Source organism: Pantoea eucrina, from assembly GCF_002095385.1.
Lineage (GTDB): Bacteria > Pseudomonadota > Gammaproteobacteria > Enterobacterales > Enterobacteriaceae > Pantoea > Pantoea eucrina.
This window is the reverse complement of record NZ_MIPP01000015.1, coordinates 1-20,962: the sequence shown is the minus strand read 5'-3', so window position 1 is coordinate 20,962 and position 20,962 is coordinate 1. Positions and strand designations below refer to the sequence as shown.

Below are 20,962 nucleotides of genomic sequence, written 5' to 3'. Positions count from 1 at the left end.
ATGTCGTTGATCAGTATCCATGGTGCCTACCTCTCATTCAGTGACGCACCGCTGCTGGATAATACCGAACTGCACATCGAAGAGGGCGAACGCGTCTGTCTGGTGGGCCGTAACGGTGCCGGTAAATCCACATTAATGAAAATCATCAACGGCGAACAGCCGCTGGATGATGGGCGTATCATCTATGAGCAGGACCTGATCGTTTCGCGCCTGCAGCAGGATCCGCCGCGTAACATTACCGGTTCGGTGTATGACTTTGTCGCTGAGGGCGTGGCCGAGCAGGCGGAGCATCTCAAAGCCTATCACGCCATTTCGCATAAAGTGATGGAGGATCCGAGCGAGAAAAACCTCAATGAAATGGGCCGGCTGCAGACGATTCTCGATCACCAGAATCTCTGGCAGCTCGACAGCCGTATCAACGATGTTCTGCAGCAGATTGGCCTGCAGGCTGATACAGAACTCTCTTCGCTCTCCGGCGGCTGGCTGCGTAAAGCGGCCCTGGGCCGTGCGCTGGTCAGTAACCCACGCGTGCTGATGCTGGATGAGCCTACTAACCACCTCGATATTGAAACGATCGACTGGCTGGAAACGTTCCTGAAAACCTTTACCGGCAGCATCGTGTTTATTTCGCATGACCGCTCGTTTATCCGCAATATGGCGACGCGCATTGTCGATCTCGATCGCGGCAAGCTGGTCTCCTGGCCGGGAGATTACGATCAGTTCCTGGTGGGTAAAGAGGAGGCGCTGCGGGTTGAGGAGATGCAGAATGCTGAATTTGACCGCAAGCTGGCGCAGGAAGAGGTGTGGATCCGTCAGGGGATCAAGGCGCGTCGTACCCGCAATGAAGGCCGCGTGCGGGCACTGAAAGCGCTGCGTCGCGAACGTTCCGAGCGTCGTGACGTGATGGGCAAAGCCAATATGCAGGTCGGCGAAGCGGCCCGCTCCGGAAAAATTGTCTTTGAGCTGGAGAATGTAAACTACGGCGTCGAAGGCAAAACGCTGGTTAAAGACTTTTCAGCCCAGGTCCAGCGCGGCGATAAGATTGCGCTGATTGGGCCTAACGGCTGCGGAAAAACCACGCTGCTGCGCCTGATGCTGGGGCAGCTGAAAGCGGACAGTGGACGGGTGCACTGCGGCACCAAGCTTGAAATTGCCTATTTCGATCAGCATCGCGCTGAACTCGATCCGGACCGGACCGTGATGGATAACCTCGCGGAAGGCAAACAGGAAGTGATGGTCAACGGCAAACCCCGTCACGTGCTGGGTTACCTGCAGGACTTTCTGTTCCATCCGAAACGCGCCATGACGCCGGTACGCGCGCTGTCGGGCGGAGAGCGCAATCGCCTGCTGCTGGCGCGGCTGTTCCTGAAGCCCAGCAACCTGCTGATCCTCGATGAACCGACCAACGATCTGGACGTTGAAACGCTGGAGCTGCTGGAAGAGCTGGTCGACGGATATCAGGGCACCGTACTGCTGGTCAGCCACGATCGTCAGTTTGTGGATAACACCGTTACCGAATGCTGGATATTTGAAGGCAACGGCGAAGTGGGCGCGTTTGTGGGCGGCTATCATGATGCGCAGCAGCAGCGCGCGGCGTACAAACAGACGCGTGTTGCCCCGACGGTTTCCGCGCCGGTGAAAACGGCTGAAAAAAATGAAACCGCCAAACGCAGCGCAGGCAAGCTAAGCTATAACCTGACGCGTGAACTGGAACAGCTGCCGCAAAAGCTGGAGCAGCTGGAAGCGCGGATTGGTGAGCTGCAGGCGCAGATGAGCCATCCCGATTTCTTCAGTCAGCCGCATGAAAAAACGCAGCCGGTGCTGGATACGCTGGCGCAGACGGAGCAGGAGCTGGAAACCGCCTTTGCCCGCTGGGAAGAGCTGGAAGCGCTGAAAAACGGCGCATAACACAGAGGAAAAGGGCATGTGCGCAACGTCGCCGCAGGCGCAGCAGTGGATGCTCTGTCCACAGTGTGATTTAACCGTCAGGCTGCCCGCTGTGCCGGCGGGCAGCCGTGCCCGCTGCCCGCGCTGCCATACGCAGCTGCTGGCTAACTGGCATGAACCGCGCAAGCGTCCAACCGGTTATGCGCTGGCGGCGCTGTTTATGCTGGTGCTGGCCAATCTGTTTCCGTTTATCGATATGCACGTCGCCGGTCTCTCCAGCCGCATTACGCTGCCGGAGATCCCGCGCGTCATGGTGCGGGAGGATTACCGCAGCCTGGCTTCCCTGTTTCTGCTGTTTGTGCAGGGTATTCCGGCTTTCTGCATGGTGACGATTTTGCTGCTGGTCAACCGGATTGCTCTGCCGCACCCGCTGCGGCGGGGACTGGCGCGTATTCTTTTTCAGCTGCGCAGCTGGGGCATGGCAGAGATCTTTATGGCCGGCGTGCTGGTGAGTTTCGTCAAGCTGATGGCGTATGGCGAGATCGGCTTAGGCAGCAGCTTCTGGCCCTGGTGCCTGTTCTGCCTGCTGCAGCTGCGCGCGTTTCAGTGTGTGGATCGGCGCTGGGTCTGGCAACAAATCGACGCGCTGCCCGCGCTGCCGTTTACGCCGCAGGCGGGAAAAAGTGGTCTGCAGCAGGGGCTGCGCAGCTGCCCCTGCTGTACGGCTATTCTGCCGGCGACGCAGCCGCGCTGCGATCGCTGCGGGGTAGCCGCGGCACCGCGCCGCAGACATAGCCTGCAGTGGACGCTGGCGCTGCTGCTGACTTCCGTTATGCTCTATATCCCGTCTAATATTATGCCGATCATGGTGACTGAGACGCTGGGTTCCCAGTATCCCTCAACGATCATGGGCGGCGTTATCCTGCTGATGAGCGATGGTTCCTGGCCCGTTGCACTGGTGATTTTTATCGCCAGTATTATGGTGCCCTCGCTGAAAATGGTCGCTATTGGCTGGCTCTGCTGGCACGCCAGCGGGCGCGGCCAGCGGGATGGCGAAAAAATGCATCTGATCTACGAAGTGGTGGAGTTTGTTGGTCGCTGGTCGATGATCGATGTGTTTGTTATCGCCGTGCTCTCTGCGCTGGTGCGCATGGGACAGCTGATGAACGTCTATCCCGCGCCGGGCGCGCTGCTGTTTGCCCTGGTGGTGATATTGACCATGTTTGCCGCTATTACATTCGATCCGCGTCTGATTTGGGATCGCCAACAGGAAACTGAACGTAAGGAGTCGCGTCTTGACGGACAACAATCACGGGACTGCTAAGGTCGATCAGATCAAACGCTGGTCGCCAGTCTGGATCGTACCCATCGTTACGCTGTTGATCGGCGGGTGGATCCTTTTTTATCACTTCAGCCACCAGGGGCCGCTGGTGACGCTGATCACCGAAAACGCCGAAGGCATCGTGGCGGGTAAAACCACTATCAAAAGCCGCAGTGTGGATGTGGGCACCGTAGAGAGTGCGGTGCTGACTGACGATTTGCATCACGTCGAGATCACAGCCCGTCTGAACGCCGGCATGGAGAAGCTGCTTTATAAAGACAGCGTGTTCTGGGTGGTTAAACCGCAGATTGGACGCGAAGGGATCACCGGTCTTGGCACACTGCTTTCAGGCGCCTATATCGAGCTGCAGCCCGGTGCAAAAGGCGAACAGCCGGAGCATTATCAGCTGCTCGATTCACCGCCGCTGGCGCCGCCGGATGCGAAAGGGGTCCGCATTGTGCTCGACAGCAACAAAGCGGGTCAGCTCAATCCGGGCGATCCGGTGCTGTTCCGCGGTTACCGCGTCGGCACGGTGGAAACCAGCACCTTTGATACTGACAAACGTATGATGACCTATCAGCTGTTTGTCACTGCGCCTTATGACCGGCTGGTGACCACGAATGTGCGTTTCTGGAAAGACAGCGGCATTGCCGTTGATATGTCTGCTTCGGGGATGCGCGTGGAGATGGGTTCACTGACCACGCTGTTTAGCGGCGGCGTCAGCTTTGACGTACCGGATGGCTGGGATCTGGGTGAGGTCGCACAGAACAAAGCGGATTATCATCTGTATGACGATCAGCGCAGCATTCAGGATTCACTCTATACCCGACACACTGATTTCCTGATGTTCTTCAGTGATTCGATTCGCGGCCTGCAGGTGGGTGCACCGGTTGAGTTCCGCGGTATTCGTCTGGGAACCGTCGCGCAGGTGCCTTATATGATCCCGGGTATGGACCAGGCGCTGAACACAGATTATCGCGTGCCGGTGCTGATTCGCATCGAACCCGATCGCTTTACCGCACGACTGGGCAGTGATTTTAATCTGGAGCAGCATCTGCAGGATGGGAAGAAACGTGGCCTGCGCGGCACGCTGAAAACCGGCAACCTGCTCTCCGGCGCGCTGTTTGTCGATCTCGATTTCTACGATAAAGCGCCAGCCTATAAAGGACCGAACAGCGTAGCAGGTCTTGAGGTGATCCCTACCGTCAGCGGTGGTCTCAGCCAGATCCAGCAGAAGCTGATGGCGGCGCTGGATAAGATCAATGCGCTGCCGCTTAATCCGATGATTAATGAGGCGACCGGCACGCTGAAAGAGAGTCAGCGCACGCTGCGTCAGCTGCAGAATACGCTGAATAATCTGAACCAGCTTACCGGCAGTCCGGCAATGAAAACATTGCCTGCTGATATGCAGCAGACGCTGCGTGAACTCAACCGCAGCATGAAAGGGCTGCAGCCGGGATCGCCAGCGTACAATAAACTGGTGGGAGATATGCAGCGGCTTGATCAGGTGCTGCGTGAGCTGCAGCCAGTGCTGAAAACGCTGAATGCGAAAAGCAATGCCCTGGTATTTGAAGCGAAGCCAGGCCAGGATCCGCAGCCAAAGAGGGCGAAACAGTGAAAAAAGCCATCATCGCAGGAGCTATGTTGCTGCTGGCAGGGTGCAGCACAACCATCGACACCACCTACTATCAGCTGCCGGCAGGCAGCAGTACGGTACGCGTCGCCAGCAGCGCGGGCAGCAGCCAGCCGATGCTCTGGGTGGAACATGTGAACGTGCCTGATTATCTGGCAGGCAACGGACTGGTTTATCAGACCAGCGATGTTAAATATGTCATTGCCACCAACAATCTCTGGGCCAGCCCGCTCGATCAGCAGCTGCAGCAGACGCTGATTACTAATCTGAGCCAGGCGCTGCCGGGCCGCGTGGTCGCCGCGTCACCGCATGGAGAGGGCTACGATACGCTTAACGTCAGCGTAAGTGGCTTTCAGGGACGTTACGACGGGCGGGTCGTGGTCAGCGGTGAATGGCTGCTGCAGCATCAGGATCAGCTTATCAAGCGCAGCTTTAGTGTGACGTTGCCGCAAAATGAGGATGGTTATGATGCGCTGGTCCGCACGCTGGCTGCAGGCTGGCAGCAGACCGCACAGCAGATCGCGGACAGTGTGGCTTCGCTAAATTAGGAATTGGTTTAGATAACTGCTAAGTCCCTGATTCTTCGTAGCAACGTTGCACCGGAGATCGGGGGCTTTTTTTTGCCTAATCAGAAACATAGACACTGCTTTGACATTTCTTTATGTCGTTTTAACGGCAAAACCGTGACGCTGGCGTGAATTTTGCGCATTGCTTTTTCTGCGCATTGGGGTTAGAACTTTACTGTGGCTGAACATTAATTCGCCACTCTTTCTTTCCACCAGATTCCACCAGACCTAAAATGAGGGAAACGCGGTATGAAGAGACAGAAGAGAGACCGTTTAGAACGTGCACATTCACGCGGTTATCAGGCCGGCATTACTGGCCGCTCTAAGGAGCTGTGCCCCTATCAACTGATCGATGCGCGGTCTCACTGGCTGGGAGGCTGGCGTCAGGCCATGGAGGACAGGTCGGCGGTGGCGTAGCCTGCCGGATGTCAGCAAAGGGAAAACCTCCGCCGCGGCGGAGGTTTTGTTAAGCAGGATCAGAACGCAGAGGTATCTTTAAACAGACCGACTTTCAGATCGGTAGCGGTGTAGATCAGATTACCGTCAACAAAGACTTCACCATCTGCAACACCCATCACCAGCTTGCGGTTGATTACGCGCTTGAAGTGAATTTTATAGGTCACTTTTTTCGCTGTTGGCAGCACCTGACCGGTAAACTTCACTTCGCCCACGCCCAGCGCACGGCCTTTGCCTTCCGCGCCTAACCAGCCGAGATAGAAACCAACCAGCTGCCACATGGCATCCAGGCCCAGACAGCCAGGCATAACCGGATCGCCTTTGAAATGGCAATCGAAGAACCAGAGGTCGGGGCGGATATCCAGTTCAGCTTCAACAAAACCTTTGTCGAAGTTGCCGCCATCTTCGGTCATTTTGACCACACGGTCCATCATCAACATGTTGTCAGAGGGCAGCGGTGGCCCATTTTCGCCGAACAGTTCGCCGCGACCTGAGGCAACCAGGTCTTCTTTGCTATAGGATTCGCGTTTATCTACCATGTTCTCAATATGCCTTCTTTTAGTGAAGCCCGAATATTAGCGAACAGTTGTACGCCGGGCAATGCCCCTATTTGTGGTTAAACCAGTTGAGCCAGCGTAACGGCCACGGGCGGGGTGCAGATTCCTGCTGGTTAAACTGCGTAATGCGGGTCTGAATCATAGTCAGCAGCGATTCACCGCTCTCGCTCTGCCACGCCACGCCGGTCAGCAGCGGCAGGGCTTCATCGATACGGTCAATTGCCCACAGATGAAACTCTCCTGCTTTCACCGCGTCAACGATCTCCTGACTAAGACTGAGATGACGCACGTTAGAGGCAGGCAGAATGACGCCCTGCTTACCGGTCAGCTCACGCGCCTGGCAGACATGAAAAAAGCCTTCGATTTTTTCGTTGAGGCCACCGACCGGCTGCACATTACCAAACTGATCAACAGAGCCGGTCACCGCAATCTGCTGGCTCAGCGGCTGATTAGCCAGCGCGCTGATTAATGCGCACAGCTCTGCCAGCGAGGCGCTGTCACCATCCACTTCAGAGTAAGATTGCTCAAACACCATCGAAGCGGAGAAGGGCAGTGGCTGATCGAGTTCCAGCTCAGCAATCAGATAGGCCTGCATAATCATCATGCCTTTGGCATGAATATTACCGCCCAGCTCAGCTTTACGCTCCACGTCGTTGAGTTCACCATCGCCTGGGTGCACCACACAGGTAATACGTGACGGCTCACCCCAGGCGCGCGGGTGCCCCGGAAACTCAATAACCGACAGGCCATTGATCTGTCCGATAACCTCGCCATCTGTTTCAATCATGATCTGATTTAGCAGGATCTCATCGCGCATGCGTTCAGTAAGGTAGTTTTCCCGCCACTGGCGTGCTTCAAGCGCCTCCGTCAGCGCTTCACCATTAATGATGTCGCCGTGCAGGGCGGCCTCATGCAGCTGTCGCCTCAGCCAGCGCGGACAGAGCGGCAGCGTATCCTGATCGCCGGAAAAACGTACCGCTTCCGTCAGCAGCGGTGGCCAGAAATCAGCCTCCGGTGCATTAAGGTCTGCCCGTGCTGCCTGCGTCAGAACCCACTGACACCAGTTGAGCATATCGCTCTCATCGGCAATCTGCAGGTTCTCTTCAAACTCACTGTAGAGCGCCATTTCGTGCACTTCGGCATCCAGCTCCTGAAAGCTGGCCAGCGCATCGCGATCGCCGCACAGAACCAGGCGGACGCTAAGCGGCAGAGCTGGAATTGTCACCGGCAGGGGCTGTCGCTCATCCTGCGAATACCACTCAAACCGCTGCAGTTCGATACACCGGCGCAGGCGCAGCCAGAGCAGGGGCTGTGCCAGCAGCGTATTAATGGAGAGGATCAGCGTGCCGCCGTTAGCGCGATGCAGCAGCCCGGGCTCAGGCATCACGCGATCCTTATACTGACGCACGCAGCCAAACAGCTGCTCTGCTTCGATCCAGTCAGCATAAAACACGCCGCCGCTACTGGTAAAAGGACGGTTGATGTCTGAAGGCGGCAGCAGCGTAACGGTGTCGCCCATCACATGATAGTCACCGCCATAGAGCTGCCCGGCATCAGGCTGAAAACGCCGTGCGGCCCCGGCAATCCAGGCGAGATAGTCGCTATTTTCCTGGCTGCGTAACAGTAGCAGCGGAAAACCCGCAGACTGATGGTGTAAATGCGCCAGCGCATTCAGCAAACGCGGCTGAACCGCGGCAAGGCTATCGCTATCTTTCAGTGAAACCGTTGAAAAGAGGGTCTGCCAGGGGGTGCTATCTGGCTGCAGGGCTTGCCACGTAAGTTGGTTGCTGGTCAAAATATTCGCATTAGTCTGATTTAGGAAAAGCGTGATTATACAGGATACAACCGGGTTTATCACGGCGAGTTCCGGTAGTGAATGTGACAGGAGCAACATGTTTTTCGTTGCTGCATCGCGCAAAAAAGCTGTTATTCTTAAGTTGTTACGTGGTCACGGTGGGATTCCGATGAAATACCAGCAGCTTGAAAATCTGGAAAGTGGATGGAAATGGAAATACCTGGTGAAAAAACATCGGGAGGGGGAGCTAATCACCCGCTATCTGGAGCTCAGCGCGGCACAGGCTGCGGTTGACGCGCTGCTTGCGCTGGAAAATACGCCGGTTGAGGTGAACCAGTGGATTGCGCAGCATATTCATCCGGGTCTGGAAAATCGCCTGAAGCAAACCATACGTGCCCGCCGCAAGCGTCACTTCAATGCTGAACACCAGCATACGCGTAAAAAATCTATCGATTTAGAATATCTGGTGTGGCAACGGCTGGCGGGCCTGGCGCAGCGTCGCCACTGCACGCTCTCTGAGACAATTGTACAGCTGATTGAAGATGCCGAACGGAAAGAGAAATATGCCAGTCAGATGTCTACGTTAAAGCAGGATCTGCAGGCCATCTTAGGCAGCGAAGAGAACAAAAAGTAAGCAGATAGCAGAAACAAAAAACCCCGCCGGAGCGGGGTTTTTTTTACGCGATAACTTAAGCCTGTGGCTGAGTTACAACGTCTTTGATGCCTTTCACGTCGATCTCAACGCGACGGTCTGGACCCAGGCAGTCGATCAGGGCATTACGGCCTTTCACGCTGTCACAGGTGTTGCCAGTAACCGGGTTGGATTCGCCCATGCCACGTGCAGAGATTTTGTTAGCCGGGATACCTTTAGATACCAGGTAGTCGACAACAGACTGAGCACGTTTCTCAGACAGTTTCTGGTTGTACTGGTCTGAACCGATGCGATCGGTAAAGCCCAGAACTACAACGGAACCATCTTTAGGATCCATTGAGCTCAGCTGGCTGTACAGCTGATCCAGAGCCTGCTGACCTTCTGGCTTCAGGGTAGATTTGTTGAAGGTGAACAGCACGTCAGATTTCAGAGTGAAACGCTTGGTTTCAACAACCGGAGCTGGTGCCGGAGCTGGTGCAGCGATTGGTGCAGCAGCTTCATCCTGACCGAAGCGGTATGCAACGCCTACGCTCAGCATGCCGTTGTCTGGACGCGCGCCAACGGTACCTGCATCACCAATGTTGTTAACCCACTGGTAATCCAGACGGGTTGCCCAGTTCTTGGTCACTGCGTATTCAACACCCACTGCAGCCAGCGGAGAAACGCCGGTGTCGTGGTCGCTGCGGCGTTCGCCGGTCAGAGTGTTGTTCTGGGTAGAATCTGCACGCCATACCATGCCACCCAGACGGGTGTACACGTCAAGGTCATCAGCAATCGGGTAGCTCAGTTTAGCTGCCAGCTGAACGCCCTGCGCTTTGAATGCGCCGTTGATGTTGTCGCCTTTGTTAGGCATACGGCCCAGCCAGTCATAGCCCAGCTCGAAGCCCAGGTATGGGTTCGCCTGATAGCCCAGGAAAGCACCTGCGCCCAGCTGAGATTCGTGAGTTGGACCGTCGTTGTTCGCGTAACCGTTACCGTAGTAACCAGTATCGTGATACTGAGACCAGCCCAGTTTAGCACCGGTGTACCAGGTGTCATCTTTAGGAGCGGCCTGCGCTACGGTAGCGAAGCCAGCCAGTGCCACTGCAATTGCGATAGCTGTCTTTTTCATTTTGCGCCTCGTTATCATCCAAATAGGCAATGAGCAAAAAGGTTGCTCTTGGTTGTAATCCTTCGCCGGGTCTGAACGCTCGCTTATGACTCTACCGAAAAAACGGAGGTTATTGAGCACCCTGGCGAGCTAAAGTCTACAACGAGATTGAAAACTTACAAGTATGATGTGAGGTGAGCAGGTAAAAAAACAGGTGTAAATACACACATTTTAACAATTGACGGGGCAAAATTTTCGGTCTGTAAATAGAGAATTGCAGCTAAGCCCTTGTCCTGACTGGCGGGAACATTATCAGTAGCTTAGCGGCAACAGGCCGGAAAAAAAAGCTGAGATAAATCTCACTTTTTACTTAATGAAACAAATCCGAGGGAATTTTTGTGCTTCCGGGTTGTCTGGCAGAAATGATATCGGCTTCTTCCGGTCGCATAATCAGACCCAAAGCTTCGCCTTCTTCTGCTGCCAGCTGCAGCATCTGACGCTCATTCTCATGCAGTTCACAGGGTATCCAGGCAAGCACTACGCTGTAATTTCCGGTACGCAGCGCTTTCGCCATGTTCTCAACCGTACTGATCCGGTCTGATTCAGTAATATGCATACTTTTCTCAAGCGGCAGACCAGACTGCTGGATCCAGCGGCGGCTGACTTTATGCGCTGGCGTCAGCCAGAGCTGCCAGCGTGACTGTTCGCTCAGCTGTTTGAGCACCGGAAGCAGAAGCAATTGCATCATGCCAGGATGCTCACTGTAGCGTAATTCCGTTATACCGCCCATTGACGGCTGAACTGCAGTGGAAGGCGCTAACCAGGAGGAACGATCAACAGGGCCAGAGAAATGCGTGCGCATAATATACTCGCTCAGTAGTGAACTGGATGAATGTACAGTACTGTTTAAATTAACAGAGATCAACTTCATTTTCTGAAAATGTCTCTCAAAACTGGCAGAAGATGGCACCAAAAGCGTTTTATTCGTTGAATCAGTAAATCGTTTTTTTTATCTTCTAACTAAATGAATAGTCACTGTTTTATAGGAAATACCCTGCACAAGGAATGAGGAAAAGGGACATGATGAAGCGAAAAAATGAGGTAGTGGAACAATCGATCGACGCCCTGTCGGTTCTGGGAGATATAGAGTCGCGTACGCAGTTTGGCGGCTATGCGCTGGCTATTGAGCGCGTGGTGTTCGCCTATATTGATAATGACACGCTCTACCTGCGCGCCAGTGAGGCGCTGCGGCTTTATGCCGTTCAGCGGCCGCTGGAGCCGCTGGTTTACCGCAAGCGCGGTATCCCTGTCACCCTGAGCTACTTCAAAGTGGATCAGCAGCTATGGCAGGACAGGAGACAGCTGATCAGTTTGTCAGCCAGCTCCCTGCAGGCGGCACAGGCTGATGCCGCAGTAAAACATATTTCGCTGCGGCTCAAAGATCTTCCTAATCTCAGTTTGCGTATGGAGCTGATGCTGCATAAAGCGGGGATCAGCTCAGTGGAATCACTGCAGGAGATGGGGTCACGACAGAGCTGGCTTAAGCTGCGCAGCGTCAACAAGCATGTCGGGTTGAAAACGCTGCTGGCACTGGAAGGAGCGATCTCTGGCCATCATCAGGCGGCGCTTCCGGCAGACGTAAAAGAGGCGCTGAGCAGCTGGTACCAGGAGCGGCTACGCCGGTAAACCCGGGAGCCGCTGTTACTGTTTCAGGCCTGCGCCAGGGCGCGGCGCAGGCGGGCGATCTCAGGCAGCAGCGTGATCAGTAAATCGAGCTGCTGCAAAATCAGAGGTGCCTGGGCTTCAGAGCTGGTTTTCAGTTCGCCGATGCGTTGCTGGAGCGTATGTTGCATCGCGGCTACCCGATCGTTTGTCACGCACTCAATCTGTAAAACATCCTCAACAAAACAGACGGCGTCATCAAGCAGCGTGAGCAGTTTCCCCGGTGATAAGCGGGTGCGATGTGCACCCAGCGCTGAGATATAGCTCAGAAACGAGTGATTAAGACAGAGCAGTCTGAAGGCGTGCTCCCGCAGCGTCTGATCTGCCCGGCGTTCACTATTTATATTCGATACCACAGAGGCGAGTTCGGCGTCAGCGTTGTGCGCATCCCGGCGTGCGACCCGGTAAGCCAGCCGGTTATCTTTGCCCTGATGATACTGTTCCATGATGGCATCCAGATAGCGGCAGTTAGCATTCAGCGCGCGATCGGCTATTGTGGTGAGCTTGCGAAAACGCCAGTCAGGCCATACAAACGCCACCGCCAGCCAGGCGAGTCCGCATCCCAGAAGCGTATCAACAATACGCGGCAGGGCCACGTCAAAGCCTTCACCCAGTAAATTGAAGCAGAGCAGTACCAGCAGGGTAATAAACAGCGTGGCCTGCGCATACTGAATCTGACGGAAAGCAAAAAACAGCACGCCGCTGAGGACGATCAGCAGCAGCTGCCCCTCCACCGAGGGCACCAGCCACAGCACCGGCAGCCCGATTGCCACACCTGCCAGCGTCCCCCCGATACGCAGCGCCAGCCGGCGACGCGTGGCGTTATAGTTGGGCTGACAGACAAACAGGCTGGTAAGCAGTATCCAGTAACCGCGCTGCAGCCCGGTAATCTGAATAAAGGCATAACCTATACAGAGCACCAGCGACATTCGGATGGCGTGGCGAAACAGCGGAGAGGCGGGCGTAAGGTGACGGCTCAGACGCAGACGTATATCGGACCAGCCACGCAGCGTGTCACGCGAAAGATGGTGCTCACTCTGCAGCGGCGTCTCAAACAGCTGCTGTTCTGAAGCAAGCGAAGCAAGTTGCGCGTCAATGGCACGCAAATTACGCAGTAACCAGGAGAGCGGGGCGGTATGTCCGGCATCCGGGTCGCTTTGCTGCAGGCGCTCAAGGGCCGTCTCAAGGCGCGCAAAAGCACGCTCAAAATGGCTGCTGTGATGCCAGCGCTGGCGCAGTACGATCGTTTCAGCCAGCTGGCGACACGCCTGCGCCTGCATATTCAGCAGACGCTGAAAACGGAACAGGATTTCGTTGTAACGCCAGTTATTTCGCAGCTGATGATACTGTATGTGCGAAGAGCTGGCGCGCTCATGAATATCCTGCGCCACAAAATAGTAATGCAGGCTGCGGCGGGTACTGCGCGAACCCCGATCGCCACGCAGCCGGCTCTGAATGGTATTTTTAGTCTGATTTAACTGCGCGACTAACTGGCTGTTAGCCATTGCGGTGGCAATCAGAGCGGCATCATCCTGCTCACCGCCGTCCGGATCAAACAGGTTTGCTTTCGCCTCAAGATAACGCGCCAGCTGGGAAAAGCTGGCCGCCAGCTGCTCCTGAACGGGTCGCACCGGAAACATCAGGTGGCCAATAAAGGTCAGCAGGTTGTACCAGAGTGCTCCCGTCAGCAGCAGCGCGGGCTGCATCCACCACTGTGGAAAGAGCCCGATACCCAGCATGGTATATACCGCAATCAGCAGGGCACCAAACGCGATGGTCGCGTAACGCTGGCCAAGCGCGCCCAGCAGGATAAATCCCCAGCTTGAGAGCGCCAGGCCGGCAGTGAACGCCCAGGGTCTGGGGAAAAGCAGCTCAACGGAGACCGACGCGATACAGAAGCAGCACAGGGTGATGATCAGATTGCGCAGACGGCCTGTCCAGCGGTCGTCAAGATCGGCCAGCGCGGCAGCGACCACCCCCAGCGTAAGCGGAATGGTCCACTCTACCTGCTGCAGCCACCAGGGAAACGCGGCGCAGCCCGACAGCGCCAGAAAAATACGCAGCAGATAGCGCAGGCTGCTGTTAAACAGATAGCGGCGCCAGGCGGGCATAGCGTCGGACATAAACCGGATCCTCAGTAGCGGCGGCGCGCGTTAGCTTCACGCGCTGCCTGCGCCTCTTCGACGCTCACCACCCGACGGCCAACCGGCCAGAGTGAAATCGCAGCCAGCTTAAAGTGCGCCAGCCCGGTGGGAATACCGATAATGCTCAGACACTGCACGATTCCGGTTGAGATATGCATTACGCAGAGCCACCAGCCAAAGAAAATAAGCCAGAAGATGTTCAGAAATGTACCGCCAGCGTTGAGAAACGCACTTTTGCTGTCAGGACGCAGTACATCAACGTGAACCGCTTCATTGCCGAACGGAACCAGCGAAAGTTTTGTGATTTCCCAGCAGGAGCGCGTCAGCGGCAGCGTAAAAATCAGCACAATGCTGACCAGCGTGGCAAAGAGCCAGCCAAGCGTAGTGAGAAAGCCGCCAAGGATAAAATTCAGAATATTAAGTACGGTGCGCATAACGCGTTTTTCCTTTTGCAATCCGCAATATGTGTCGCCAAGTTTAGCCTGTTTTAAGGCTGGAGCGCCAAGTGTCTGACAGGTAAACTGCGCAATAACTGAATTTCACCTGATGATGCGGACATGGAACTGAAAGCAACAGCAATGGGTAAACGTCTGGCGCAGCATCCTTACAACCGGGTGCGTTTGCTGACCGCCGGTGTTGAAGTCAGCGGCGATCGTCATGAATACCTTATTCCGTTTAATCAGCTGCTGGATATCAGCTGCAAACGCGGTCTGGTATGGGGCGAGCTGGAGTTTTTGCTGGCGGAGAATCAGGTGGTGCGGCTGCATGGTACCGAGTGGCAGGAGACGCAGCGTTTTTATCACTATCTGCAGCACGCCTGGCAGCAGTGGAGCGCTGAAATGAGCCATATCAGTACGGGCGTGCTGGATGAGCTGCTGCAGCATATTTCGCAGCTGACCGCAGAGGATCGCTGGCTGAAGCGAAGTGAGCTGGCTGCTATCCTGGCCCGGGTTAACGAGACGATTGCGGCACTGCCGCTGCCGCTGGCGCGCCTGGAGGCGCTGGATAACTGTCGTGAACGCTGGCATCGCTGCCGGCAGTGGCTGGAGCAGGGCGAAGCCACAATTCGCCAGCGTAACCGTCGCTGGAGCGAGCAGGTGATTCAGGCAAATCCGGATTTTTTCGCCACGGTTGAGCGCTCACCGCTTAATCGTGCGCAGGCAGAAGCGGTGGTTAATGGTGAAGAGACGTTGCTGGTCCTGGCGGGTGCAGGCAGCGGTAAAACCGCCGTGCTGGTGGCACGTGCTGGCTGGCTGCTGCAGCGGCGACTGGCTCATCCTGACCAGATACTGCTGCTGGCATTTGGCCGGGAGGCTGCAGAAGAGATAAATCAACGCCTGGACACGCAACTTAACGTAAAGGCGTTGCAGGCGCGTACCTTTCATGCGCTGGCGCTGCATATTATTCGCGAGAGTGGCCGCAAGCCGCCGGTTATCAGCCAGCTGGAGAGTGACAGCGCTGCCCGTCGCCAGCTGCTGCTGGAGAGCTGGCGCGAGCAGTGCGCGGCTAAAAAGGCGCAGGCCAGCGGCTGGCGTCAGTGGCTGGAGGAGGATCTGGCGTGGACGTTGCCGGACGGCGCATTCTGGCAGGATAGCGCTATCGCGCAGCGGCTGGCGCCGCGTCTTGAGCAGTGGCTGGGCCTGCTGCGGATGCAGAGCGGTAATCAGGCGGAAACAATCGCGGCCGTTCCGGAAGCGTGGCGCGATAGCTTCAGTAAGCGGATAAAACTGATGGCTCCGCTGCTGAAAGCCTGGAAAAGTGCGCTTAAAGCGGAGGGCGCCGTTGATTTTGCCGGCCTGATCCAGCAGGCGACAGAGGTGCTGGAAAAAAGACGTTTTATCAGCTCCTGGAAGCATATTCTGGTCGATGAGTTTCAGGATATCTCGCCGCAGCGTGCCGCACTTTTAAAGGCGTTGCGCGCGCAGAATGCTCATACCAGCCTGTTTGCTGCAGGCGATGACTGGCAGGCAATCTACCGTTTTAGCGGCGCTAAGCTCAATCTGACCACCGCTTTTCACCACTATTTTGGCGACGGCGACAGCTGCGTGCTGGATACCACCTATCGCTTCAATAGCCGCATTGCTGACATTGCTAATGGTTTTATCCAGCAAAATCCGCACCAGCTGAAAAAAACGCTCACCAGTCTGAGCAAAGGAAGTAAAAAGGCGGTAACGCTGCTGCCGGACGATCAGCTGGAGGGGCTGCTGGACAAACTCAGCGGATTTGCGAAACCGGAAGAGAGGATTTTGCTGCTGGCGCGCTACCATCATCTGCGTCCGGCGCTGCTGGACCGGGCAAAAACGCGCTGGCCCGGATTACAGCTGGAGTTTATGACAATCCATGCCAGTAAAGGTCAGCAGGCGGAGTACGTCATCCTGACCGGCCTCCATCAGGGAGCCGATGGCTTTCCGGCTCCGGCGCGTGAGTCGGTGCTGGAGGAGGGGCTGCTGCCACCCGTGGAAGATTTTCCCGATGCGGAAGAGCGGCGCCTCGCTTATGTGGCTATGACGCGGGCACGTGAACAGGTGTGGCTGCTGTTTAATAAAGCCTGTCCGTCGCGCTTTGTTGAACAGCTGCGTGAGCTGGGTGTACCGGTAGCGCGTAAAGCCTGAGCCAGGCAGCGCCAGGAAAAGTGAGGCGCTAGCTGGTGCGTAACGTTTTCATCCAGCTCAGTAACTTTTGACGGGTTGCTGCATCAAAGCGTTTAAACCAGCGCTGTATTGAGGGCAAATCGCTGGCATCCTGCCAGGCAAAATCGGGGTTTTCGCTTACTGCTGTCGCCGAAGGAGCAGCAAAGCGCAGTACGGATGCCGTCTGTGCTGCGCGGTTGTAAGCCATCATCGCCTGCATCATGTCACCGCTGCTGCTCTGCGGCAGACGATCGCGCAGGCTGGCAATTTCTGTGCCCCGCTCATCAATCAGCCTGAAGTTCAGGAGCTTATTAAACGTGCTGCGTTCACGCCGGCTGTTCAGCGAGGGCAGGTGGATCGCCACAGAGTGTGCTTCCGCGGTAAATGTGACAATCATCGGCACTGACTGGAAATGGGTTGCGTCAGGACAGGGTTTCTCAACGCGAAACAGAAACTGATGCTGCCCCTGTTCCAGCTCAAGGCTGTCTGCGCCTTTTAATAGTGAGCCGGCAATTTTCCGCCCGTCCAGCACCAGCAAATCAATCTGCGGATCGAGTTTAAGCGTAATGGCGGGGCAGGATGCTGTGACAAGCAGCGCAATAATGCCTGTGACAGCCGGTGACAGCTTCATTTCTACTCCCGAAATATGGCGGGTAATCAGTGATGTGTAGCAAAGTATTTCATTATGGCACTAAATTTACATTTAAACATATTTATTCGTGCCCTGGCGCAAACATTTCATCTTTGCGGCTTGCGCCGCGAGCGGAAAGGGCAGCTACACTCTGGCAATAAAGAGAAGGGGAAATGAATGAACGATCAAACAATTCGTGATGTGCTGATGAATACCCGTCGTATCGCACTGGTGGGGGCCAGCGACAAACCGGCTCGTCCCAGCTATGGCGTGATGCGTTACTTGCTGGATCAGGGATATGAGGTGATTCCGGTGAGCCCTAAACTGGCCGGGCAGCAGCTGATGGGGCAGACCGCCTACGCTTCACTGGCAGAAATCCCCGGTAAAGTCGATATGGTAGATGTATTCCGTAATGCTGAGGCGGCATGGGAGGTGGCACAGGACGCTATTGCGATTGGCGCGAAAACGCTGTGGCTTCAGCTCGGCGTTATCAATGAGCAGGCGGCCGTGCTGGCAAGTGATGCTGGCCTGACGGTGATTATGGACCGCTGTCCGAAGATTGAAATCCCGCGTCTGAATATTACGCCAGCCTGAATCAGACAATAAAACGGCGACCTGCGTCGCCGATATAATTAATGTCGCAGGCTGGGTGCCTGCAGCTGCTGCCGGATAGAGGCGGCCAGCTCATCCATAGAGGGCTGCTCTGGATGCTCGAACAGCGTTTCACCTGCCAGCTGCACTTCTGCAACGTAGGTGTGAACCTGTTCGCCCTCTTCGTCTTCCATCACCACATGATACCAGGGGGCGGCACGCAGCGTTTCCGTTGCACCAACTTCATCCAGTTCCGGCTCATCCAGCGAATACTCAGGGTCAACATCGACGATGACACCCAGCACGCCAGAAAGACGATGCCGGACCTGCTGTCCAATTCCAAATTTACTGGCAATCATTGCGACCTCCCAAAACTTTACCTGCCACTAAATATGGGGGCAGGGATCGGGTTTTCAAGTCACAGTACGCGGCAGGCAAAACCTTTCAGATAAAGACCTTCCGGATAGCTGGCTATTACCGGGTGATCGGCCGCCTGACGGAACTGCTCTATAAATTGTACATCACGTCCGGCATCCAGCGCCGCATCGGCCACAATCTTCTGAAATAAATCCGTAGCCATCAGGCCGGAGCAGGAGAACGTCAGCAGAATACCGCCTGGATTAAGCAGCTGCATCGCCAGCATATTGATATCTTTATAGCCACGGCAGGCGCCCATCAGCTGGTTTTTGTTCTCAACGAATTTAGGCGGATCCATAATAATCAGATCAAACTTTTCGCCTGCATCACGATAGCGGCGCAGCAGTTTAAAAACGTCATCCCGCAGGAACTGTGCCCGCGACACATCGAGCCCGTTCAGCTCAACGTTCTGTTTTGCTACGTCCAGCGCATCCTGTGAGGTATCCACGCTCAGCACTTCGCGACAGCCGCCGAGCAGCGCCGAAACGGCAAATCCACCGGTATAAGAGAAGCAGTTAAGCACGCGCGCGTCCTGCGCATAGCGACGGGTGGCATAACGACTGTCGCGCTGATCAAGATAGTAGCCAGTCTTATGGCCGCCCTGAATATCTACCAGCAGTTTCATACCGTGCTCGGTAATAGGCAGCAGGGCAGGCGGCAGTTCGCCGCTTACCGGGCCCTGCGCCAGCGGCAGCCCCTCTTTCTTGCGCACGGCGACGTCGGAACGATCGTAGATAGCGCACTCCGGATAGCACTGCTGCAGCGCAGAGACAATGGCAGGCCGCTGATACTCTGCCCCTGCGGACAGAAGCTGCAGTACCAGAAAATGACCAAAGCGATCGATGGTTACGCCGGGCATACCATCTGATTCGCCAGCGATCAGGCGATAGCTATCGAGTCCGTCGCGGGTCGCCAGCCAGTCACGCCACTGTTGCGCCTGCTCTAAACGGCGAACAAAGAAGGCGATATCGATTGATTCATCCTGTTGCCAGCTCCAGACGCGTGCGCGAATTTGCGACTCCGGTGAATAAGCGGCCCGTGCCAGCCATTTGCCAGAGCTGTCGCAGATATCAATAGTTTCGCCAGACTGCGCTTTTCCTTCCATGCGCGCAACGGCGCCGGAAAAGACCCAGGGATGACGGCGGAGCAGGGATTTTTCACGTCCCTTGGTGAGAATCAATCGAACGGTCATAGTTTGCTATGCTTACCTGAAAAAATGAGGCGCTATTTTCCGGCGGATGGCGCCAAATTGCAACGCGGAATAGGGGAAAGGCACTATGGCTGAACGCAGCTGCACAATCCGGGTATATGGCATGGTACAGGGCGTGGGCTTTCGTTATCACACCCAGCAGCAGGCGAAAGCGCTGGGCCTGACCGGTTACGCCCGTAATCAGTCCGATGGCAGCGTCGAAGTGCTGGCCTGCGGTCCGGAACGGCAGGTCGAAACGCTAATCAGCTGGCTTCAGGCAGGCGGGCCGCGCAGTGCGCGGGTGGACAACGTCGTGACTGAGTCCTGTGAGCCGGCCGAACGACCGGCCAGCTTTACCACTGGCTGATCAGAGACACTTTGCGGGTTTAGGCAGGCCGGCAATTTTTGTCGCCTGCTTTGCCGGGCCGTCCGGAAAGAGGCGGAACAGATAGCGGCTGTTGCCTTTTTCCTCGCCATACTTTTTCGCCATCGCCTTTACCAGCATGCGTACTGCAGGCGAGGTGTTAAATTCCTGGTAGAAGTCGCGTACAAAGTGGACGACCTCCCAGTGAGCCTCGCTCATCTCAATGTTTTCCTGCCGGGCGATCGCCAGCGCTACCTCTTCACACCAGTCTGCGTGGTTAGTCAGATAGCCTTCTGCATCCGTTACAATCTCACTGCCGTTAACAATCACGCGTTTTCCTCATCTGTTATCTGCGCTTATTGTAAATTCCCGCCGCCTGAAAAAGCAAAAACCCCGCCAGAGCGGGGTTTGCTTTTTGTGCGCTGCAGCGTTAGTCGCGGTTAGCGAAACCCAGCAGGCTCAGCAGGCTGACAAAGATGTTATAGAGAGAGACATAGAGTCCAACGGTCGCGCGGATATAGTTGGTCTCGCCACCATGAATAATGTTACTGGTCTCCCACAGAATAGCCCCTGCAGAGAAGAGAATGAAAAGCGCACTGATAGCCAGATGCAGGGCCGGCAGCTGCAGGAACAGGTTTGCTACGACCGCAACCAGCAGAACGACAAAGCCTGCCATCATCATACCGCCAAGGAATGACATGTCGCGGCGGGTAGTCAGTACATAGGCTGAACAGCAAAAGAAGACCAGTGCCGTGCCGCCCAGCGCCATGGCGATTACATCGCCCATACCCGCGCTCAGAAATGAACTGAGGATAGGCCCCAGGCAGTAGCCGAGGAAGCCGGTGAAGGCGAACGCTGCTGCTATTCCGGCCGGACTATTTGCCAGACGGTAGGTCAGAAACATCAAACCATAAAAACCTACCAGCATCAGGATCAGGCCGGGTGAGGGGAGTGCATAGACCGTGCTCAGCGTGGCGGTCACTGCAGAAAACGCCAGCGTCAGGCCGAGCAGAAAGTAGGTATTACGCAGGACTTTATGAGTGCCGATCAGAGATTGTTGCTGTGATGAGCTGATAATTTTGTCCATCATTTACTCCTTAAAGAGAGAGGACACCTTACATGCGCTGAGAATACGCAGCGGGCTCAGAACAGCAAAGGCGTTTTACCCATCTTTACGCGATAAATTGCTGTTTCAGTAAGCAGAATGCTGTTTTTGACGGCAAAAAAAACAAATCTGGCTGTTTTTCAGCCGAACGATTCATTCACCGCTTTACATCATCCTGGGGGATGTTTATAGTGCGCCTCATTGCGGAGGGG

At 55.7% G+C, this 20,962-nt stretch carries 21 protein-coding genes; 10 read left to right on the top strand and 11 right to left on the bottom strand.

Going from position 1 to position 20,962, the window contains the following annotated elements; genetic code table 11:
• The 5 genes from HA43_RS08700 (at position 1) to rmf (ending at position 5,824) form a co-directional block, all read left to right on the top strand.
• A complete protein-coding gene (locus HA43_RS08700; RefSeq protein WP_039383636.1) occupies positions 1–1,908 on the top strand; it encodes an ABC transporter ATP-binding protein in 1,908 nt (635 codons plus the stop codon).
• Between the two features lie 16 nt (positions 1,909–1,924).
• Positions 1,925–3,211: a membrane integrity-associated transporter subunit PqiA gene (pqiA, locus tag HA43_RS08695; protein ID WP_094111462.1), complete on the top strand. Its 1,287-nt coding sequence runs from the start codon at positions 1,925–1,927 to the stop codon at positions 3,209–3,211.
• Positions 3,183–4,826, top strand: coding sequence for an intermembrane transport protein PqiB (gene pqiB / locus HA43_RS08690; RefSeq protein WP_039383639.1), 1,644 nt, complete (start codon positions 3,183–3,185; stop codon positions 4,824–4,826). Before pqiA ends, pqiB begins: the two co-directional genes overlap by 29 nt.
• Complete coding sequence (gene pqiC / locus HA43_RS08685) at positions 4,823–5,389, top strand: membrane integrity-associated transporter subunit PqiC (protein ID WP_094111461.1); 567 nt, start codon at positions 4,823–4,825, stop codon at positions 5,387–5,389. Before pqiB ends, pqiC begins: the two co-directional genes overlap by 4 nt.
• 267 nt (positions 5,390–5,656) lie before the next feature.
• Positions 5,657–5,824 (top strand): ribosome modulation factor, encoded by a 168-nt coding sequence (gene rmf / locus HA43_RS08680; RefSeq protein WP_071668711.1) that lies wholly within the window; start codon positions 5,657–5,659, stop codon positions 5,822–5,824.
• Positions 5,825–5,883: 59 nt separating this feature from the next.
• Here the strand turns inward: rmf and fabA are convergent, their stop codons facing one another.
• Complete coding sequence (gene fabA / locus HA43_RS08675) at positions 5,884–6,402, bottom strand: bifunctional 3-hydroxydecanoyl-ACP dehydratase/trans-2-decenoyl-ACP isomerase (RefSeq protein WP_039383641.1); 519 nt, start codon at positions 6,400–6,402, stop codon at positions 5,884–5,886.
• 67 nt (positions 6,403–6,469) lie between these two features.
• Positions 6,470–8,314, bottom strand: coding sequence for an AAA family ATPase (locus HA43_RS08670; protein WP_094111460.1), 1,845 nt, complete (start codon positions 8,312–8,314; stop codon positions 6,470–6,472).
• Between the two features lie 70 nt (positions 8,315–8,384).
• On the opposite strand from HA43_RS08670, the gene matP reads away from it, so the two are divergent.
• Positions 8,385–8,849: a macrodomain Ter protein MatP gene (gene matP, locus HA43_RS08665; protein WP_139074201.1), complete on the top strand. Its 465-nt coding sequence runs from the start codon at positions 8,385–8,387 to the stop codon at positions 8,847–8,849.
• 55 nt (positions 8,850–8,904) lie between these two features.
• Here the strand turns inward: matP and ompA are convergent, their stop codons facing one another.
• Positions 8,905–9,978, bottom strand: a complete 1,074-nt coding sequence (gene ompA / locus HA43_RS08660; protein WP_039383647.1) for a porin OmpA — start codon at positions 9,976–9,978, stop codon at positions 8,905–8,907.
• Positions 9,979–10,327: 349 nt separating this feature from the next.
• A complete protein-coding gene (gene sulA, locus HA43_RS08655; protein WP_094111459.1) occupies positions 10,328–10,819 on the bottom strand; it encodes an SOS-induced cell division inhibitor SulA in 492 nt (163 codons plus the stop codon).
• A 221-nt stretch (positions 10,820–11,040) separates the two neighbouring features.
• Between sulA and HA43_RS08650 the strand changes: the two genes are divergently transcribed.
• Positions 11,041–11,643: a TfoX/Sxy family DNA transformation protein gene (locus HA43_RS08650; RefSeq protein WP_094111488.1), complete on the top strand. Its 603-nt coding sequence runs from the start codon at positions 11,041–11,043 to the stop codon at positions 11,641–11,643.
• 23 nt (positions 11,644–11,666) lie between these two features.
• Here the strand turns inward: HA43_RS08650 and yccS are convergent, their stop codons facing one another.
• Together yccS and HA43_RS08640 are read right to left on the bottom strand one after the other, a co-directional pair.
• Complete coding sequence (yccS, locus tag HA43_RS08645; protein ID WP_094111458.1) at positions 11,667–13,802, bottom strand: YccS family putative transporter; 2,136 nt, start codon at positions 13,800–13,802, stop codon at positions 11,667–11,669.
• 11 nt (positions 13,803–13,813) lie between these two features.
• Positions 13,814–14,257, bottom strand: a complete 444-nt coding sequence (locus HA43_RS08640) for a YccF domain-containing protein (RefSeq protein WP_094111457.1) — start codon at positions 14,255–14,257, stop codon at positions 13,814–13,816.
• A gap of 123 nt (positions 14,258–14,380) precedes the next feature.
• Between HA43_RS08640 and helD the strand changes: the two genes are divergently transcribed.
• On the top strand, positions 14,381–16,435 hold the full coding sequence (helD, locus tag HA43_RS08635; RefSeq protein ID WP_094111456.1) for a DNA helicase IV: 2,055 nt from the start codon (positions 14,381–14,383) through the stop codon (positions 16,433–16,435).
• A 28-nt stretch (positions 16,436–16,463) separates the two neighbouring features.
• Here the strand turns inward: helD and HA43_RS08630 are convergent, their stop codons facing one another.
• The gene (locus tag HA43_RS08630; protein WP_039383659.1) at positions 16,464–17,084 is read right to left on the bottom strand and encodes a YccT family protein; all 621 of its coding nucleotides are present in this window, start codon (positions 17,082–17,084) and stop codon (positions 16,464–16,466) included.
• A 177-nt stretch (positions 17,085–17,261) separates the two neighbouring features.
• Here HA43_RS08630 and HA43_RS08625 point away from each other — a divergent pair, with 177 nt between their 5' ends.
• A complete protein-coding gene (locus tag HA43_RS08625; protein ID WP_039383662.1) occupies positions 17,262–17,678 on the top strand; it encodes a CoA-binding protein in 417 nt (138 codons plus the stop codon).
• A gap of 38 nt (positions 17,679–17,716) precedes the next feature.
• On the opposite strand, the gene hspQ is transcribed toward HA43_RS08625, so the two are convergent.
• Both hspQ and rlmI read right to left on the bottom strand, forming a co-directional pair.
• Positions 17,717–18,034: a heat shock protein HspQ gene (gene hspQ, locus HA43_RS08620; RefSeq protein ID WP_039383664.1), complete on the bottom strand. Its 318-nt coding sequence runs from the start codon at positions 18,032–18,034 to the stop codon at positions 17,717–17,719.
• Between the two features lie 59 nt (positions 18,035–18,093).
• Positions 18,094–19,284, bottom strand: coding sequence for a 23S rRNA (cytosine(1962)-C(5))-methyltransferase RlmI (rlmI, locus tag HA43_RS08615; protein WP_094111455.1), 1,191 nt, complete (start codon positions 19,282–19,284; stop codon positions 18,094–18,096).
• 85 nt (positions 19,285–19,369) lie between these two features.
• Here rlmI and yccX point away from each other — a divergent pair, with 85 nt between their 5' ends.
• A complete protein-coding gene (gene yccX / locus HA43_RS08610) occupies positions 19,370–19,648 on the top strand; it encodes an acylphosphatase (protein ID WP_094111454.1) in 279 nt (92 codons plus the stop codon).
• Here yccX and HA43_RS08605 read toward each other — a convergent pair whose 3' ends face one another.
• A complete protein-coding gene (locus HA43_RS08605) occupies positions 19,649–19,975 on the bottom strand; it encodes a TusE/DsrC/DsvC family sulfur relay protein (protein ID WP_094111453.1) in 327 nt (108 codons plus the stop codon). It lies immediately after the preceding gene.
• A gap of 100 nt (positions 19,976–20,075) precedes the next feature.
• Complete coding sequence (gene yccA, locus HA43_RS08600; protein ID WP_039383670.1) at positions 20,076–20,732, bottom strand: FtsH protease modulator YccA; 657 nt, start codon at positions 20,730–20,732, stop codon at positions 20,076–20,078.
• Positions 20,733–20,962: the final 230 nt, after the last annotated feature.

Excerpts from the sequence above, each read along its gene's own strand:
- HA43_RS08700 (WP_039383636.1), top strand. The coding sequence starts at position 1 with ATGTCGTTGATCAGTATCCATGGTGCCTACCTCTCATTCAGTGACGCA.
- yccA (WP_039383670.1), bottom strand. The coding sequence starts at position 20,732 with ATGGACAAAATTATCAGCTCATCACAGCAACAATCTCTGATCGGCACT.
- pqiA (WP_094111462.1), top strand. The coding sequence starts at position 1,925 with ATGTGCGCAACGTCGCCGCAGGCGCAGCAGTGGATGCTCTGTCCACAG.
- hspQ (WP_039383664.1), bottom strand. The coding sequence starts at position 18,034 with ATGATTGCCAGTAAATTTGGAATTGGACAGCAGGTCCGGCATCGTCTT.
- fabA (WP_039383641.1), bottom strand. The coding sequence starts at position 6,402 with ATGGTAGATAAACGCGAATCCTATAGCAAAGAAGACCTGGTTGCCTCA.
- ompA (WP_039383647.1), bottom strand. The coding sequence starts at position 9,978 with ATGAAAAAGACAGCTATCGCAATTGCAGTGGCACTGGCTGGCTTCGCT.
- yccX (WP_094111454.1), top strand. The coding sequence starts at position 19,370 with ATGGCTGAACGCAGCTGCACAATCCGGGTATATGGCATGGTACAGGGC.
- HA43_RS08625 (WP_039383662.1), top strand. The coding sequence starts at position 17,262 with ATGAACGATCAAACAATTCGTGATGTGCTGATGAATACCCGTCGTATC.
- HA43_RS08640 (WP_094111457.1), bottom strand. The coding sequence starts at position 14,257 with ATGCGCACCGTACTTAATATTCTGAATTTTATCCTTGGCGGCTTTCTC.
- HA43_RS08630 (WP_039383659.1), bottom strand. The coding sequence starts at position 17,084 with ATGAAGCTGTCACCGGCTGTCACAGGCATTATTGCGCTGCTTGTCACA.
- rlmI (WP_094111455.1), bottom strand. The coding sequence starts at position 19,284 with ATGACCGTTCGATTGATTCTCACCAAGGGACGTGAAAAATCCCTGCTC.
- helD (WP_094111456.1), top strand. The coding sequence starts at position 14,381 with ATGGAACTGAAAGCAACAGCAATGGGTAAACGTCTGGCGCAGCATCCT.
- matP (WP_139074201.1), top strand. The coding sequence starts at position 8,385 with ATGAAATACCAGCAGCTTGAAAATCTGGAAAGTGGATGGAAATGGAAA.
- rmf (WP_071668711.1), top strand. The coding sequence starts at position 5,657 with ATGAAGAGACAGAAGAGAGACCGTTTAGAACGTGCACATTCACGCGGT.
- HA43_RS08670 (WP_094111460.1), bottom strand. The coding sequence starts at position 8,314 with ATGTTGCTCCTGTCACATTCACTACCGGAACTCGCCGTGATAAACCCG.
- HA43_RS08650 (WP_094111488.1), top strand. The coding sequence starts at position 11,041 with ATGAAGCGAAAAAATGAGGTAGTGGAACAATCGATCGACGCCCTGTCG.
- yccS (WP_094111458.1), bottom strand. The coding sequence starts at position 13,802 with ATGTCCGACGCTATGCCCGCCTGGCGCCGCTATCTGTTTAACAGCAGC.
- sulA (WP_094111459.1), bottom strand. The coding sequence starts at position 10,819 with ATGCGCACGCATTTCTCTGGCCCTGTTGATCGTTCCTCCTGGTTAGCG.